The 16553-nt window shown below is 44.9% G+C and carries 14 protein-coding genes and 1 riboswitch; of the genes, 11 read left to right on the top strand and 3 right to left on the bottom strand.

Translation table 11 applies throughout. The features are described from left to right. The first annotated feature begins 31 nt into the window (after nt 1-31). Complete coding sequence (locus ACYTXU_RS04530; RefSeq protein WP_462208688.1) at nt 32-1291, top strand: bifunctional lysine ketoglutarate reductase /saccharopine dehydrogenase family protein; 1260 nt, start codon at nt 32-34, stop codon at nt 1289-1291. Nucleotides 1292-1632: 341 nt separating this feature from the next. Here ACYTXU_RS04530 and ansA read toward each other — a convergent pair whose 3' ends face one another. Next, the gene (ansA, locus tag ACYTXU_RS04535) at nt 1633-2652 is read right to left on the bottom strand and encodes an asparaginase (protein WP_462208689.1); all 1020 of its coding nucleotides are present in this window, start codon (nt 2650-2652) and stop codon (nt 1633-1635) included. Nucleotides 2653-2940: 288 nt separating this feature from the next. Here ansA and ACYTXU_RS04540 point away from each other — a divergent pair, with 288 nt between their 5' ends. The 9 genes from ACYTXU_RS04540 (at nt 2941) to ACYTXU_RS04580 (ending at nt 11120) form a co-directional block, all read left to right on the top strand. Next, nucleotides 2941-3234, top strand: a complete 294-nt coding sequence (locus tag ACYTXU_RS04540) for a HigA family addiction module antitoxin (RefSeq protein WP_462208691.1) — start codon at nt 2941-2943, stop codon at nt 3232-3234. 91 nt (nt 3235-3325) lie between these two features. Next, on the top strand, nt 3326-4162 hold the full coding sequence (locus ACYTXU_RS04545; protein ID WP_462208692.1) for a DUF5677 domain-containing protein: 837 nt from the start codon (nt 3326-3328) through the stop codon (nt 4160-4162). A gap of 77 nt (nt 4163-4239) precedes the next feature. Beyond that, nucleotides 4240-4788, top strand: a complete 549-nt coding sequence (locus tag ACYTXU_RS04550; protein ID WP_462208693.1) for a hypothetical protein — start codon at nt 4240-4242, stop codon at nt 4786-4788. A gap of 66 nt (nt 4789-4854) precedes the next feature. After that, complete coding sequence (locus ACYTXU_RS04555) at nt 4855-5421, top strand: hypothetical protein (RefSeq protein WP_462208694.1); 567 nt, start codon at nt 4855-4857, stop codon at nt 5419-5421. A gap of 109 nt (nt 5422-5530) precedes the next feature. Next, entirely contained in the window at nt 5531-5953 is a 423-nt protein-coding gene (locus ACYTXU_RS04560; RefSeq protein ID WP_462208696.1) for a YkvA family protein, read from the top strand. 952 nt (nt 5954-6905) lie between these two features. After that, nucleotides 6906-7038, top strand: a riboswitch (TPP riboswitch). 150 nt (nt 7039-7188) lie between these two features. Further along, a complete protein-coding gene (locus ACYTXU_RS04565) occupies nt 7189-9396 on the top strand; it encodes a TonB-dependent receptor (RefSeq protein ID WP_462208698.1) in 2208 nt (735 codons plus the stop codon). Nucleotides 9397-9415: 19 nt separating this feature from the next. Next, nucleotides 9416-9667 carry a thiamine-binding protein gene (locus ACYTXU_RS04570; RefSeq protein ID WP_462208700.1) on the top strand — a complete coding sequence of 84 codons (252 nt, stop codon included), beginning with the start codon at nt 9416-9418 and terminating at the stop codon, nt 9665-9667. A 27-nt stretch (nt 9668-9694) separates the two neighbouring features. Next, nucleotides 9695-10306 carry a nicotinamide riboside transporter PnuC gene (pnuC, locus tag ACYTXU_RS04575; RefSeq protein WP_462208702.1) on the top strand — a complete coding sequence of 204 codons (612 nt, stop codon included), beginning with the start codon at nt 9695-9697 and terminating at the stop codon, nt 10304-10306. Further along, nucleotides 10284-11120, top strand: a complete 837-nt coding sequence (locus tag ACYTXU_RS04580; RefSeq protein WP_462208703.1) for a phosphotransferase — start codon at nt 10284-10286, stop codon at nt 11118-11120. The genes pnuC and ACYTXU_RS04580 overlap by 23 nt, the downstream gene beginning before the upstream one ends. 271 nt (nt 11121-11391) lie before the next feature. Here ACYTXU_RS04580 and ACYTXU_RS04585 read toward each other — a convergent pair whose 3' ends face one another. Together ACYTXU_RS04585 and ACYTXU_RS04590 are read right to left on the bottom strand one after the other, a co-directional pair. Beyond that, nucleotides 11392-12699 (bottom strand): amidohydrolase, encoded by a 1308-nt coding sequence (locus ACYTXU_RS04585; protein WP_462208704.1) that lies wholly within the window; start codon nt 12697-12699, stop codon nt 11392-11394. 329 nt (nt 12700-13028) lie between these two features. Further along, a complete protein-coding gene (locus ACYTXU_RS04590; protein ID WP_462208706.1) occupies nt 13029-15449 on the bottom strand; it encodes an acyl-CoA dehydrogenase in 2421 nt (806 codons plus the stop codon). Nucleotides 15450-15639: 190 nt separating this feature from the next. On the opposite strand from ACYTXU_RS04590, the gene ACYTXU_RS04595 reads away from it, so the two are divergent. Continuing rightward, entirely contained in the window at nt 15640-16476 is an 837-nt protein-coding gene (locus ACYTXU_RS04595; protein WP_462208707.1) for a hypothetical protein, read from the top strand. The last annotated feature ends 77 nt before the right edge of the window (nt 16477-16553 follow it).

A 16553-nucleotide genomic window follows, 5' to 3' on the forward strand; every position in this document is an offset into this window, starting at 1 on the left:
TCTCTTAAAATTACAGCAAAATAGGGTAGTTATGCTTAAAACGATTATTCGAAAAGAACATAAGAATAAGTGGGAAAAACGAGCCCCGTTAACACCAGAAGCCGTTAAGACATTAACCGAACAAGGCTTCGCCATAGAATTAGAACCCTGCAATATCCGCATTTTTTCAGACCAAGAATACCAAGCCGCTGGCGCCATTTATCCTTCCTCTCCAGACCAAGCAGAATTCGTATTAGGCATTAAAGAACCACCCGTTGACTCAATCAAACACGGCCAGGTGCACTTAGCCTTTTCGCACACCATCAAAGGCCAGGAATATAACATGCCTTTGCTGCAGAAATTCCTTGATGAAGAAGCAACGCTGTTAGATTATGAACCGATTGTCGATCCTGCAACCGGCCAAAGAACCATCGCCTTCGGTCGTTATGCCGGTATCGCTGGCGCAGTTGATAGTTTTGCTGTGCTTGGCGAAAAGCTAGCGCAAAAAGAATTAGCCACGCCATTATCAGAACTGAAAATGACCCATGCCTACGGCACGGTTGAAAACCTCAAGCAATCGCTTGAGCAATTTGATTTGTCACAAGGCGAACCGATCCGCGCGCTAGTCGTCGGCACCGGTAAAGTCGGCAAAGGCTCAATCGAAGTCTGCGAATGGTTAGGACTGCCGAAAGTCAGCGCCAAAGACTTCCTGGCCGGTAACTTACCAGAAGGTAGCTTTTATGCCGTATTAAGCAGTCGTCACATCAACCGCCGCAAAGACGGTGGTGAGTTCAGCATGAAAGAATTCGTCGCAAAAGGCAGTGAGCTATACGAAAGCAGCTTCGATCAAGTGCTCGGCAAATTCAACATCCTGCTGCAAACCCCATACTGGGAAGAGATGTACCCGAAACACCTGACTAAAGAACGCATGCAGCAAAACAAAGACAAACTGCCACTAGTCATCGGCGACATCAGCTGCGACATCAACGGCAGCCTCGAATGCACAACCAAAGCCTCCGACAGCGACAACCCAGCCTTCACCTACAATGTCGACACAGCAGAAAGCATCGACGGCATCAGCTGGAACGGCGTCACCGTCATGTCAATCGACAACCTGCCATGCGAGCTACCGATTGACGCCTCCAACGACTTCTCCAAAGCATTAACCACCTACGCACCGCAAATCATGCGTATGGACCTAAGCAAACCATTCGCAGAATGCGGTCTGCCAAAAGACCTCGCCGACGCCGTCATCGTCTACAAAGGTCAATTAACACCAAACTACGAATACCTGAAAGAGTATTTGTCCTAATCCGTAAAAGTTTGGGTAGGGGCGGGCCAATGTGCCCGCCCTTAATGTATGGAGTAAATATTTGTTGGTAGGGGCGCACCTATGTGTGCGCCCAATGACCTCATACAACATATAAAAAAGGGCAGACACACAGGTCTGCCCCTACCAAAGTAACGAAATCACCATCAGGATTAGCGCCAATCCCAAAGCCCTGTCATACCGTGGCTTGACCGCGGTATCCAGTGACTTTCAATTATTGTTATCTATGCACCACATAAAAAAGGGCAGACACACAGGTCTGCCCCTACCTAAATATTTGCCTTTGTAGGGACAACTCATGAGTTGTCCCTACGACAAACCAATCACTCCGGTACCGTCAATTCACCCCGTAAATTGGTCATCATCTTCTCGCGAATACTTTGCCTATCCATGCCGCGGCTAAACAAATAATACAACTTCGCCAGTGCCGCTTCGGTGGTCATGTCGTACCCGGAAATAACACCCGCATCCATCAATACTTTGCCGGTTTCATAGGTCGCCATATTAACGCTGCCTTTCAGACACTGAGTACAGTTAACGATGACCTGGCCGTTGTCGCAGGCTTCGCGAATCGCATCCATCAGCGCCTTATTCTTAATCGGTGCATTACCGGCGCCATAAGACTGCAACACAACGCCATCGAGTGGCTGGCTTAAAAAGCCTTTAACCAGATCCGCTGAAATACCGGGGAATAGAGTCAGAATGGCAATCTTAGGCGAGCTGAACTTTTGCACATTTAATTCAGGCTTATTCTGTTTAAAGACTAAATGCTCACGCACTTTAATGGTGCTGCCGATACTGGCCAGTGGCGGCATATTCGGCGATGAAAATGCCGCGAAGCCATCAGCATCGGTTTTGGTGCAACGATTGCCGCGATGCAAATGATCATGGAAAAACAGACAGACTTCAGGAATAGGGTGGTTGGCCGCCAGAAACACCGCATTGATGAGGTTATCGCGCGCATCGGTGCGCAGCTGCGTCAATGGAATCTGCGACCCGGTCAGAATCACCGGCTTCTGCAAACCTTCGAGCATAAACGACAAAGCCGACGCCGTGTACGCCATGGTATCGGTACCATGCAACACCACAAAACCATCGTAAGCGTCGTAATTATCCTGAATATCCTGCGCAATCAGATACCAATCCTCCGGCGTCATATTCGCCGAATCAATCGGCTCCGCGTAATCACGAATCGTAATCTCCGGCATATCCGGATGCTTAAACTCATGAAAGCTCGCCAGAGTATTCTCCAGAAAACCCTCCTGCGGCACAAAACCCTTATCACTCGGCTTCATCCCAATCGTACCGCCGGTATAAGCGATATAAACTTTTTTCTTCTTCATCGGCTACTCAATCTTTGTCATTCCCATGAAAATGGGAGTCTATACTTTTCGTCATACCCAAGTGAGGTATCTAAAATCAACAAGTTGGCAGAAGTATAACTTTTATTGGGGGGAGAAAGAAGTCGTGCATTTTTATAGCCGTGGCATTAGCAGTTAGCCTGCGGCTTGACAGTGTTGCGCGATGCGCTACACTCGATCAATCAATCAATCAATCAATCAATATTAGTTTTACTACTGACTTAGAGCATTAGGAAATACCGGCATAATAGACAAGAAGAATTATCACTAATGAATATGCATAACCCACCACATCCCGGCGAGTTTATCCTCGCAACTTATATGGAGCCCTTTGGTGTCAGTTGCCGAGCGCTGGCCAAGCACCTTGATGTTGCTCCTTCTACATTAAACCGTATCCTAAAAGCTAAAAGTGGCATCAGCCCCGAAATGGCACTACGGCTTGCCAAAGTTCTTGGTCGCACACCGGAAAGCTGGTTAGCCATGCAAGACAACTATGATCTATGGCAAGCTAAAAGAACGCTGAAACTTGGCAAGTTGCATAAACTTGATTTGAGTGCTGCGTGACAGAGGGAGCTTTTCGAATTAGAGTTGGACTTTAGTATTAAATTTATGCGTGTCGAAACTTTTGTAACATTAGAGTTCGTTAGGAAAATATGTGAAAAAAAATGTAAAAGACTTACATGATAAGAAAACTCTTGAAGAATTGCTTGCAATATTCGAGTCTCAAGCTAAGTGCTTATCAAAAGTAAACAATGTCACTACAGGTGATCTTAAGTTTGATCTTGGAAGAAATTTGATTTACACAATTGTTTCCAAGTGTAGGGCAATACATATATTAACTGCTGCTAGTTCTGACCATGAAGTTCAAATAATTGCAAGAAGCTTACTTGAAAACATAATTGACTATTATTACATTCAGTCAAGCGAAGAGTCAGAATTCAAGAACTACATAGATTATGGTGTACAAAAAAGTTACAGAGTGAAAGCTGGAAGAAAGATAACTGTTGGTGAGCATACTTTTGAGATTAAAAATCAAACTTTAGAAGGGATTGATGACAATGACTGGCTCAAGCTCGCTTTAGAAAAATTTACTAGCAAAAAATCAGGAAAGCCTATTACTAGATGGACAAATCAAACATTGGTTAAAAAGTTAGAGAAGATACACGAAAATAATATTATAGATATTCGGAGACTCATGCTTGCAGTCTTATCTATTCATGAAGATGCTTCTGAAACTGTTCATAATACATTTTATGGAAATTTGCATTTGTACGGAATTTTTGATGGTGTCCATCCTGGCGACTATCTCCAGCAGGAGAAGTATTACAGAAAGATTCTGAATACCAATTTATATTTAATTAATAGTTTGCTTTGTAGTTTAGGATGTTACGTAGGTAAAGTAGTATCCTCTGATGATGCTCTTATAAAAAGTAGAGAAAATGATGAAGCCAATTCTCAAATAGTTGATGACTTGTTTAATAGCATCCAATAAATTAATAGAGTCAGAGTAAATAAGAAATGTTAAGAATCATTCTGTTTTCTATACTTTTCATTGCATCCTGCAGCACGATGGATAAAAGTGATAGTAAAGGTTTTAATCCAATTTACATCTCTATTGACGGCGTACCCCTATGGTTTGAGAACCCCGGTACTCCTGAGATGGTGCTTTGTTCGGGCCATACATGTTTGAGTCTTGGGCAATCTTTTTGCGATGATGATAAGTATTATTGTGTTGAAGATCCGTTGCTAAAAATTAGAATCCCAAAGAACATAGAAGGCATGATTCCTGAGTTCGTCACGAATGATTTTGGAACAGAAAATATCTGGGTTGCCGATGGTTATAGATACGAGGTCACTCCTATTTATCAAGGTAGAATAATTCCTAACCGTTCACGTTATCAATCAGAAGTTTCTATTTTTGGTGAGAGTCGAGCTATTTATAATATAACCTCATATGAAGAAGGAACTGATATACCAATATCTACGGTTTTATATTCTCCTGTGTACGGCATAGTTGCAATTGAGGCACGTTATGCTGGAGACATATACAAAAGTTATTGGCTGAAAGGACGTTGTGGTTATTTAGCAAATGTAGGGTGCGTCGAGACGCACCGATAAACCAACCGATAGCTCCAAGAGCGGTGCGTCACGACGCACCCTACGATACCTATCAAAAGGGTTACAATGAATCTCAATAAAGTAATAATAATCTCTATGGTTCTGTTCACAATAACTTCCTGTAGTTCTATTCCTGAGAGCGGCCCTTTAATTGTTAGAGCAGTGCCGAAGTCTTCAGAGGATACAAGTTGGTATCGTGATTATTGTACTCATGGTCAGCCTGTCAATAATGATACTGTTAGCTATGGTGACTCTTGTCAAAATAACCAGATTCTTCATCATGCCTTTTTATACAAGGTAAGGCTTTCAAATGTGTACAGCGTAGACGGTGATTATTTCGGAAATAATATCTATGCCGGTATGCCTGGTGGCCAAAGAGTCTTCTGGGAGCAAGAGAATCAGAAGGAGAGATATTTCATACTTCAAAGAGCTCCACAGGTGTTTACTAATGATACTCAAATTAGCTTTTTAATGACTCCTGTGTCATACGACAAAAGGTTAAATTGTGTTAGTAGTTTCGGTTTTTATCCTCATACTGACTTCCGAGCGTGTCCAGAAAAAGATTTTCACAAAGGTGATTATGATGCCTGCATACCTATTAACGATGTTTTAGAGCATTTTGCTGATGGTTAGATAACAAAGCCTTGGACATGCACAAACTTGCGAAAAGCGTTGGGTTACGCTTCGCTAACCCAACCTATAATGAAGGGGAAGTAGCCACTAGATCAACAAGGAGCAAAGCATGTCGAAACTTACTAAAGAAGAACAAGAGCGTCGTGTTAAAGAGGCTGAAGCTCGCTTTCAAGAAAGCGTCAGTTATATTGAAGAAGATGACGTTCAGTCAGCTGCCAAGTCTGGTGAGGAGAAAGTTAACGTCTTAGCCAAGGCTGTCCCTAAATCTTTAAAATCACTTTGGTCTGATATCAAGCTGCTCATAGGCGTTATTAAGGATTATTCATCCGGTGAATATAGGGAGATTCCATTTGGTACTATTGCTGTCATCGCTGCGGCAATTCTATATTTTGTTTCGCCAATAGACGCTATTCCAGATTTCATTCCGGGCATCGGATACATAGATGACGCAGCGATCATTGCTTTATGTCTTCGAGGAGTACGTAAAGACCTTGAAGTTTACAAGGTCTGGAAGGAAAAGCAGGAAATGTAGGGTACTCCTAGGGCAGGATCTGCGTCGATACGCACCAATGAACCAACCGACAGCTCCAAGAGCGGTGCGTCACGACGCACCCTACAGGCAATAGGATTTTTATGTGAGACTGTTTATAACTTTAATATGAGCTGAAAGATATGACTTATAACTTTTCTAACAAAAATGATGTTATCACCATTAGCAACAAGCCTAGTTTGAAAGGTAGGATAATAGGCTTTTCGTTGGTTTTTCTATCCCTTATATGGTTAGCCTATATCTTGTACCAGTTTTGGATTCCTGTATTTGATAGCAAGAATGCTGGAATAGCATTCTATCCAGTCCTGATTATAGCTCTAACAGTTTTTTTCACCTTTAATTACAAGACTATTCATTTCGATCTTAAATCCGATAGCATAATTATTATAAGGCAGTTAATTCGATCAAAGACAATTTATTTAAAAATGGGGGAGGTGATTGGAATTAAATCAGTAAGAAATGACTACTCTTACGGAGGAAATTATAGGAATAGAGAGCATATTTCTCCTAATCATAGTTTTACTTCATACTTGGTCTTGAATTCTGAAAGACAAATAAAATTGTTCCAAATACACGGAAGATTTTGGAAAAAGTATTTTGATTATCTGAAAATTCTTAGAGAGGAAACAGGTATATGTTTATTAGATGGCTGATTTCATTCTCCTTGGTTTTACATATATCTATAATTTTTTGGATATGCACAAACCTGCAAAGAGAGTTGGGTTACGCTTGGCTAACCCAACCTATAAGATCTTAGAGCAGATTCCCTAAAGGGATTCCCTTCGGTTGCCTGAATCTAGTTCAGGCAGGCAATTCTCCAATAATTGCCACTGCATTTCCCACATCCTTGTGGGTCAAATGACTCACCTTTAAGTCCTGTAATTATCCTCCAATCTTTCCATTCGCTGTTTATTTTTAGGCGTGTATAATAGTGAACATTCCCGAGGGGTGGCTTTTAGCCTGAGATGAGGCTCAATGCGGTTTGCTGTTTTGCGACTGTTTGAGCGCCAGACCCTTAGAACCTGATCCGGGTTATGCCGGCGTAGGGACAGGGAGTTCAGAAAATGTGTTGTTTTTTGGAATCTGGCTTTTCTCTTTCTCAGTTTTAAGCCATTCATTGACAGGGATTGAGTCAGCTTAGCTTAACTGCAATTTTCTGTCTTTTCTGTTGTTACTCTGCATACCCCCTAAAATATTGTGCTATGTGGAGTTGTCTTTTGATACACGCTATTCGTTCTTATAAACCTCTTGTTTTGACCAGTTTGCTGGCGATGTCGTTTGGTGCAGTTGCTGATGAGCAGTCGGATGATGAGCTCTTGGATAAAGATCTGGAAACCCTGGTTGTTACCGCTGAACATCTGACTGAGAGTCCTTTGACCCTGCCGTCGAGTGTGACTGTGATTGGTAGCGAGACGGCGCGTAAGAACAATGCTCACCATGTTTCTGATGTTTTTAATTTAGCGCCTAATGTGAATTTCGCGACGGGTGCGTCGCGTGGTCGTTTTATTCAGATCCGTGGCGTCGGAGAGCGCAGTGAATTCGTTGAGCCGGTGAATTATTCGGTCGGTGTCATTGTTGATGGCATCGATATGACGGGTATTGCTGGCGGTGCCTTGATGCTGGATACGCAGCAGGTTGAGATCCTTCGTGGCCCGCAGGGCACACTCTATGGCGCGAATGCTTTGGCGGGTTTGGTCAATATGGTATCTGCCGCACCCGAAGCTGATTTATTGAAAGCTTCAGGTTCCTTTGAGTCTTATAATGGTCGTAGCGCTTCTTTGATCAGCAGCGATCAGTTATCAGATGGCTGGGGCTATCGTTTCGCGGTGGGGCAATACCGTAGCGATGGCTTTACCGACAATATTTTCCTTGGTCGTGATGATACCCAGAATTTTGACGAGTCGAGTATGAAGGCGCGTCTAGTCTATCAGCCAGATGATAGCTTCTCTTTAACCTCGAATCTGATTCTGGTGGATGTGGACAATGGCTACGATGCCTTTAGCCTGGATAATACCCGCCAGACGTATTCCGACGAGCCGGGTCATGATCGCCAGGAAACTATTGGTGCTTCCTTTATCGCTGAATGGGCCTGGGATTCCGCCAAGCTGCAAAGCACCTTGTCTTTTGCCGACAGCGAACTGGATTATGCTTACGATGAAGATTGGAGCCACACCGGGATTTGTGACGGCACGCCGTGCGATAGCGATGACTGGGGTTTTGACTGGTGGTATTCGTCTTTTGATCGCTTCTTGAGAGATAACCGTAATCTGAGCCTGGACGTTAAATTGATTGGTGGGCAGGACTCGTCTGATTCTGTATCTAATCAATCTGTTTCGAATCAGTGGGTTGTCGGCGCTTATTTCCGTGACCAGTCAGTGGATCTGTTGCGCCAATATACTTTCAATCCTGTGGACTTCAGGAACCGATATGACACGAACAACGCGGCGCTTTATGGTCAGCTGGATATTCCGCTGAATAATGACTGGACCTTGGCAACTGGTGCACGATTCGAGCGTCAATCGGCTGATTACAGTGATAACCAGCCGTTTGCCGATGACCGCTCAGAGAATTTCTGGGGTGGTAAAGTATCGCTTGAGTATCAGGCCAGCGAACAGACGATGCTGTATGCCTTGTTGTCGCGTGGTTACAAAGCAGGAGGCTTTAATACCGCGCAGGAGTTGCCGGAATCGCAACGTGAATATGATTCGGAATATATGCTGAATCATGAGCTGGGCGTTAAAGGCTTATGGCCCGATGCCGGTGTAACTTTGCAGGCGTCTGTGTTCTATCAAAACCGTGATGATATTCAGTCTAAGCAATCTTACGTGACGTCGCAGGCTGATGGGCGTACTTTGCAGGAAGGTGGCGAGTGCCCCTGTAATTTCACTGATTACAACATCAATGCCGGTGGCGCAAAAAGCTATGGTGCAGAAGTTGAGTGGAATTGGCGTTCGCTGGATTGGGCGCATTTTTATGGTTCGGTAGGCATATTAAAAACTGAGTTCGAAAATTTGCAGAGCTTTACGCATGTGTTGGCTGACCTAACTGCCAACCCACCAGTGCCTTATGACCTGAGCGGACGCGAACTGGCGCATTCGCCTGAGTTACAGTGGGTGGCTGGCGCTGATTTTTATTTGAGCGACTACTGGAGTCTGAACCTACAAACTGAATTCAAAGACGAGTTTTATTTGTCGGACCGTCATCAGGTTAAGGCCGATGATTATCAGTTGTGGCATGTGGCGTTGACCTATGAAGATGTCAATTGGTTGGTTGAGTTTTATGGTCGTAATCTGACCGACGAGACCATTGTCAATCGTGGCTTTGGTAGCTTCGGTAATGACCCGCGTAAGTTCTACGAAACCGAGCCTTACTTCCAATATGGCACACCAAGAATAGTTGGCGTTCGAGCCGCCTACAGTTTTTAATAATTGAGGGGATGATGTGATGAATATTTCAGTCGAATTAAGTTTGTATCCGTTGGACGATCAGTTCCTGCCAATCATTCAGGATATTGTTGAACGTCTGATGGGTGACAAGCGGGTAGAGGCCATCGTTAATACCATGAGCACGCAAATATTTGGTGACTTCGAATCCGTCATGGCTGTGGTTAACGAAACGGTCGAATACTCGTTTAAGACTTATGGCAAGCAGGTGTTTGTGGCCAAGTTTTTGAATAGCGACGTTAAGCCCGGTTAAAGAAGAAAAAAATAAATAAGGAAGCTGATGAGCGACTTTTTTGAAACTTTCGGCCAGCAGGTGGCTGCCACTTCGATCTGGGAGTGGCTGGCTGTGGCCTTGGCTATCGCTTATGTCTTATTGGCGATTAAAGAGAACATCTGGTGCTGGGTTGCCGCATTTTTCAGCACGGCGATTTACACCGTGTTGTTTTATGATGTCAATTTGTTCATGGAGTCGCTGCTGAATGTTTATTATTTACTGATGGCGGTTTACGGCTTCTATCTGTGGCGGTTTACGGGAAGAAAGGGCAATGATAAACCGATCAGTCGCTGGTCAATCAAGACGCATCTGATGTGGATTGTAGGTTTGTTGGTGATTGTTGCTATCAGCGGCTATTTGCTGGATAACTACACGACGCAGGATTTTGCTTACGTCGATTCCTTTACCACCTGGTTTGCGGTTTTTACTACGTATTTATTGGCGCAGAAAGTTCTTGAGAACTGGTTGTATTGGGTTGTGATTGATTTTGTATCAGTGTTTTTGTATTGGGAAAAAGGCTTGCTGATTACGTCGATTCTTTTCGCAGGTTATACGGTGATGGCGATTATTGGTTGGCTGGAGTGGAAAAAGCATTATGAACAACAAACAACAGCCTGATTGGTGGCGCTATTCTGCGCATAGCTGGCAACAGTTGGTAGAGCTGTTAACTGAATTACAGCCTGCTACCTATGGCCAGTGTGCTAACCAGGCTAATTGGCAATTGCTTCGCCAGGGTGAAACCAATGCCAACTTCAAACTTAGTCTTGCTCATCAGGATTATTTTGTGCAGTTGGCGGATCAAGCCAAAGTGGGTCAGTTACCTGGGGGCCATTACCGTTCGCAGACGCGCCTAGTCAGTGAGAACCCGGCTTTATCAAAATGGTTACCGAAATGCTTATTGGACAGCGAAGAGATCCGCGTTTCGATTTGGCTTTATGCCAGCCCGACGGTGAGTCAGCATTTTGTTAATCCAGAACTTACTGTTGAGCTATGTCGATTGTTAGCCGAGCTACATGAATCGTCGCTGTCGTTGCCAAAGCTCGATATTCAACAGCACCTTCAGCGTTACTATGAGATAGCCAGTGCTAATCAGCTTGATAAAGTAGCTCATTGTCGAGACCTTTATGAAGAGGCCGTTGAGCACGCCGAACAGTTTTGCGCCACTCATAGTTGTCATAATGACATTTCCCCCGGCAACTTACTGACGGGGCATCAGCTATTTTTAGTGGACTGGGAATACGCTGCGATTAGTGACCCTTTGTTTGAGCTGGCGGGGATAAGTTGTAATTTTCATCTGACCGATCTGCAAGAATCATTTTTGGTTTGCGAATATCAAAGGCAATCCAGTCAGTTTGTGGAGCCGCAAAAACTGGAAGCGATGAAGCGGTTGTATCAGATTATTGGTGAGCTGTGGTATTTGGGGAATGAGTAGACTGCTGCTTCGTAGGTTGGTGATGTACCCTTAGGGCAGGATCAGCAAAGCGAATCCCAACAAATTTAAATGTTGAGGTTCAAAACCATTTTTTAATTTAATTTAAAATAATTGCCAATTTATTCACAACCTTTTGTCGTAGTGTGTTGCATAAAACAATGTTGGGATTCGCTTTGCTGATCCTGCCCTAAGGGTACATCACCAACCTACAGAAATTACAGAAACAAAAAAGGTGCGTCACAGCGCACCTTTTTATCTAATCGACTAACGACTAATGAGCCTCTTGATATTTGTTCAAGTAATCAACCGCAAGCTGCGATAAAGCTTTAACACCGGTTTTCATTCCCGCTTCGTCTACGTAAAAATCTGCAGTGTGGTGAGGCGCTACTTCACTAAGTGGTTTGCCAATGGGTTTGCCGCCCAGGAAGAAGAACATGCCGGGAACTTCGTTGGCGAATATGGAGAAATCTTCTGCGCCGGTAACTGGGTTAACCAGGTGGATATTGTCTTTGCCGATGACGTTTTCAAGAGTTGGCATCATGGCTGCGGTCAGTCCCGGATCGTTGTAGGTTACTGGTAGTGAGCTGGAGTAGGGAAGTTCAACCACAGCAGTCGCGCCCATACTTTTAGCAACTAATTCTGCTTTTTGGCGTACTTGTTTAGCGATATTTTTACGGTCATTTTCGTCCAGGGCACGAATGGTACCGAGCAGTTCAACTTCTTCTGGAATAATGTTGGAGCGTACGCCACCGTGAATTGCGCCAATGCTGACAACCGATGCTTGCTCGGTCAGCGGCATACTGCGACTGACGATAGTCTGCAAGCTGTTTACGATTTGTGCTGCCGTGACTACGGGGTCAACTGATAGCCAAGGCGTGGAGCCATGCGCCCCTTTGCCTTTGATGGTGATTTTAAAATCGTCCACGCTGGCCATCAGTCCTTCGGATTTAATACCGATTTCACCGACATTAATGCCGGCCCAGATGTGCAAACCAAAAACCACATCAACATCAGGGTTCTTCAGAGCGTTTTCTTTAACCATTAATTCAGCGCCGCCTTCTTCACCCGGAGGCGAGCCTTCTTCTGCTGGCTGGAATAGAAATTTTACGGTGCCGGGGAGCTCGTCTTTCATGCCTGTTAGAATTTCAGCGACCCCCATCAGCATGGCGACGTGTGTATCATGACCACAGGCATGCATCACTGGCACTTCCTGACCCATGTATTCACCAATGGCAGTAGATTTAAAGGGCAGGTCATTGCGTTCTTTGATCGGTAGGGCATCCATGTCGGCGCGTAATGCCACTACCGGCCCCGGTTTGCCACCTTTGAGAATGGCGACTATGCCGGTGTGGGCTACGCCGGTTTGGACTTCAAGGCCTAGCTCACGTAAATGCTGTTCAATGTATTTGCTAGTTTCGAACTCACGGTTGCTGAGCTCTGGATTTTGATGGAGATGGCGGCGCCACTCGATAATCTTGGGCTCAATAGCCTCTGCTTGTTCAGAGATGATTTGCTGAGTATCTTGCGCGGAAAGCGATAGCGAAAAGCTTGCTAGTAATAAACTGACAATAAACTTCATAAAAGAGCCCCTCAATTTTTAAGCGCATTCAGTTTGGCCTTTTTTGCGATTTAATGCAAATGTGGGTGGTGGTTGGTCAGTTGAAGGGTGGGCCTTGGCCCACCAGAACGTAGGGACAACTCATGAGCATCCTGCGGGGCAGACCCTTGTCCGTACAAAAGCGGGAGGTAGGAGCAGACCTGCGTGTCTGCCTGTGATTTTTATTGAAGAGCAGATCCTGAATCGAGTTCAGGATGACAAAACTCTTGAATAGTACATACCTCACAAAAAAAGGCGTCCAGTTGGACGCCTTGTCGAGGGTGTTGCTTAGGGGTGTTTCTCGAACATGATTAAACTTTCTTGTGTACCATTTCTTCTGTTTCGAAGTCGTCGACGTTGATGATGTCGAGGCGTGCTTTTTCGGCTTCGATAATTAAGTTGTATTCATCATTGCTGATAATGTCTTCTTTCTTGGCCTGTTCGGCAAAGATGACCACTTGGTGATTGTCAGGTTTGACGCCGAGTGTGGTGGCGATCTTTTTGACCAGTGGCTCAATTTCAAGCTGCATACGAAGTGCGCGGTCGACTTTGGCAGCGTTGTTGAACTCTGCTGGAGTCTTGAACATGCCATGGGTCAGTTCTTCACGCATTGCGCCAGGTTCTTGCAATTGGCGGGCTACTTTACGCTGTATCTTGTCGGATGGTGCTGACACTGGCATTCCTAATGGGAAGACCACGATACGCAGTAGTTTGCCTAACCAGCTGATTGGGAAGTTACGCAATACGCCATCGGCAGCCATTTGGGTTTGGTGCAGGCAGTAGTCCAGTGACCATTGCACGATCTCGCGGTCATGCGCTGGGCGACCTTTGTCCTCATAGAATTTCAGGACAGATGAGGCGATGTACATATAACTCAACATGTCACCTAAACGACCAGAAATCATTTCGCGACGTTTCAGTTCGCCACCGAGCACGCCCATGGTCACATCGGATAAGAAAGCTAATGTGCTGGAGAAACGAGTCAGCTGTTGATAGTAGCGACCGGTAAAGTCTGATTTTGGTTTTATGACCAGGCGGCTACTGGTTAGGCCAAGCCAGAATGTACGGAGCTTATTACTGGCAGCAAAGCCCAGGTGTGCAAACAAAGCCTTATCAAAATCTTTAACAGCCTGTTTGGTGTCTGGGTTTTGAGTAGCCGCAATTTCTTTCAGAACATAAGGATGGCAACGAATCGAACCTTGCCCATAAATGATCAGGCTTCGCGTCAAAATGTTCGCGCCTTCGACGGTTATGGAAATGGGCGCGCTTTGATAAGCACGAGCCATGTAGTTTTTAGGACCCATGATAATGGCTTTACCACCATGCACGTCCATGCCATCAGTCGCTATTTCACGTGACATGTTAGTTGTGTGGCATTTGACAATGGCAGAAGCCACTGAGGGTTTTTCACCAGTATCAATACCGGCTGCTGTAAAAGTGCGCACTGCGTCAATAAGGTAGGTTTTACCGGCAATACGCGCCAACGCTTCCATTACGCCTTCCATATAGCCAACAGGAACTTTGAATTGTTTGCGAATACGGGCATAAGCACCGGTGGTATAAGCAACGGCTTTGGAGCCACCGGTAGCACCTGAAGGTAATGAAATTGCACGACCTGCGGATAAACAGTCAACCAGCATGCGCCAGCCGATGCCAGCGTTTTTAGCGCCACCAATAATATAATCCAGCGGTACAAAAACATCTTTACCGGTTGTTGGACCATTCTGGAATGGGGTACTGATTGGGTGATGGCGTCGGCCAAAGTTTACCCCTGGCGTGTCAGTTGGGATTAGGGCGCAGGTAATGCCTAAATCTTCTTCATCACCGAGCAAACCGTCAGGGTCGTATAATTTAAAGGCTAAGCCGAGTAGGGTAGCGACTGGTGCAAGAGTTATGTAACGCTTATTCCAGGTCAGGCGCATACCTAATACTTCTTCGCCATTCCATTCGCCTTTGCAGATGATGCCTTTATCGGGAATTGCCCCGGCATCGGAGCCTGCTTCAACTGCCGTCAATGCAAAGCAAGGGACGTCTTCGCCACTGGCCAGGCGTGGCAGGTAATGCTTCTTTTGCTCTTCGGTGCCGTAATGTAGCAACAATTCAGCAGGGCCAAGCGAGTTTGGCACTGACACGATACTGCCGACGGTGGCACTACAGGAATTGATTTTGGTTAACACCTGCGATTGGGCATAGGATGAAAAACCTAAACCGCCGTATTCTCTTGGGATGATGAAACTGAAGAAGCCGTTCTTTTTAATGTATTCCCACATTTTGGGTGGCATATCGCGGTCATATTCCGAGATGGTCCAGTCATCAATCATTTTGCAAAGCTCTTCAACTGGGCCATCAAGATAGTCTTGTTCTTCCTTGCTCAACTTGGCTGGCGGCACATCGTGCAGACGTTTCCAGCTTGGTTTGCCACCAAAAACTTCTGCTTCCCACCACACGGTACCGGCATCCAGCGCTTCTTGCTCAGTGTCGGAAATGGTTGGCATGATGCCTTTGAATATCTGCAATAACTTGCCGGAAATGATTTTACGTACCGGCTTTAGGTTTAGTGGGGCAAATATGGCCAGAAATAGAATCCAGTGTACATAGGGTATGGACATTTGAAGGCTATATAGAACCAGGATGGCGGCTAGCGTTAAGGTCGTGACCAATAAGCTCAGGCGATGGTACAGGGTGATACCAACGGCGGCTAGCAGGACGAGCGTGAGGATAAGCAAATTCATGGAATAACCTACCTTTTAATGAATAAAAGTTTGTACGAATTTATAAGCAATTTATCGGCCTAGAATAACACATCGTACCAGTTTTGCTAGTATGATTTTTTGTTTCAAAGTTTGTAACTGCTTGAACTCAAAGAGCAGTTGTAACAATATAGGCGTGAACTAAATATAAAGATAAATTGAGGAGCGGGAAATGAAGCGTTTAGCTGTAGCTATCATCCACGGGATTGGTTCTGAGAAGGAATTTTTCTCTGTTGAGTTAAAACACCGAATTGTTCAGGAATATCTGAAAGGTGACCCTGACAATCGAATGGAAGACGATTTACTATTTCATGAAATTTACTGGGGTGATTTAGTTAAAGACGAACATGGTGAGTTGTTACAACAACTCGATTATCGTAATGAACTGACCTACAAGGGTGTTCGTAACATGTTCGTGGACTTTATGCGTCTTGGTCTTAGTTACCGTAAAGGTGGTGAGAGTGGGCTGTATGAAGCGATTCATGGGCGTATCAAAGAAAGCATGGCCAAGTTTGCTACCCACCGCCATGTTGATACTGACTCAACACCATTAGTACTGATGGCTCATTCATTTGGCTCGGTCATTATGTCTGACTATATTCACGACCTGGCGGCCAATGGTGGTGATTTAAACCCATTTGAGCAATTTCAAACCTTGGCTGGTATTGTGACTTTCGCCAGTCCACTTGGTGTTTATTCTGCGCACCACGATAATTTTGACGGGCCAATGCCAAAAGTCGGTCAAGCGTTAGAAGACGGACTTAAAGAGCGGGTTAAATGGCTTAACTTCTATGACAAAGATGACGTGGTGGCATATCCACTGAAAAACGTCAGCGAAGACTATAACCAGGCAGTTGATGAAGATATCGAAATCAACGTTGGTAGTGCAGCGACTTCCTGGAACCCTGCTTGCCATACCGGCTACTGGGAAGATAAAGACTTCTACAAACCTGTTGCAAAATATCTTGGTGAAGTTCGTGCACCACACGAGTTCTGGAAATTGTCATAACCAGTAATTTAAGCGACAATAGCGACATCGTTTATTCAAGCTCCTGTTAGTTATCGATTTCATTCGGTCAATTAGCA

It is taken from the genome of Kangiella sp. M94 (assembly GCF_054926195.1).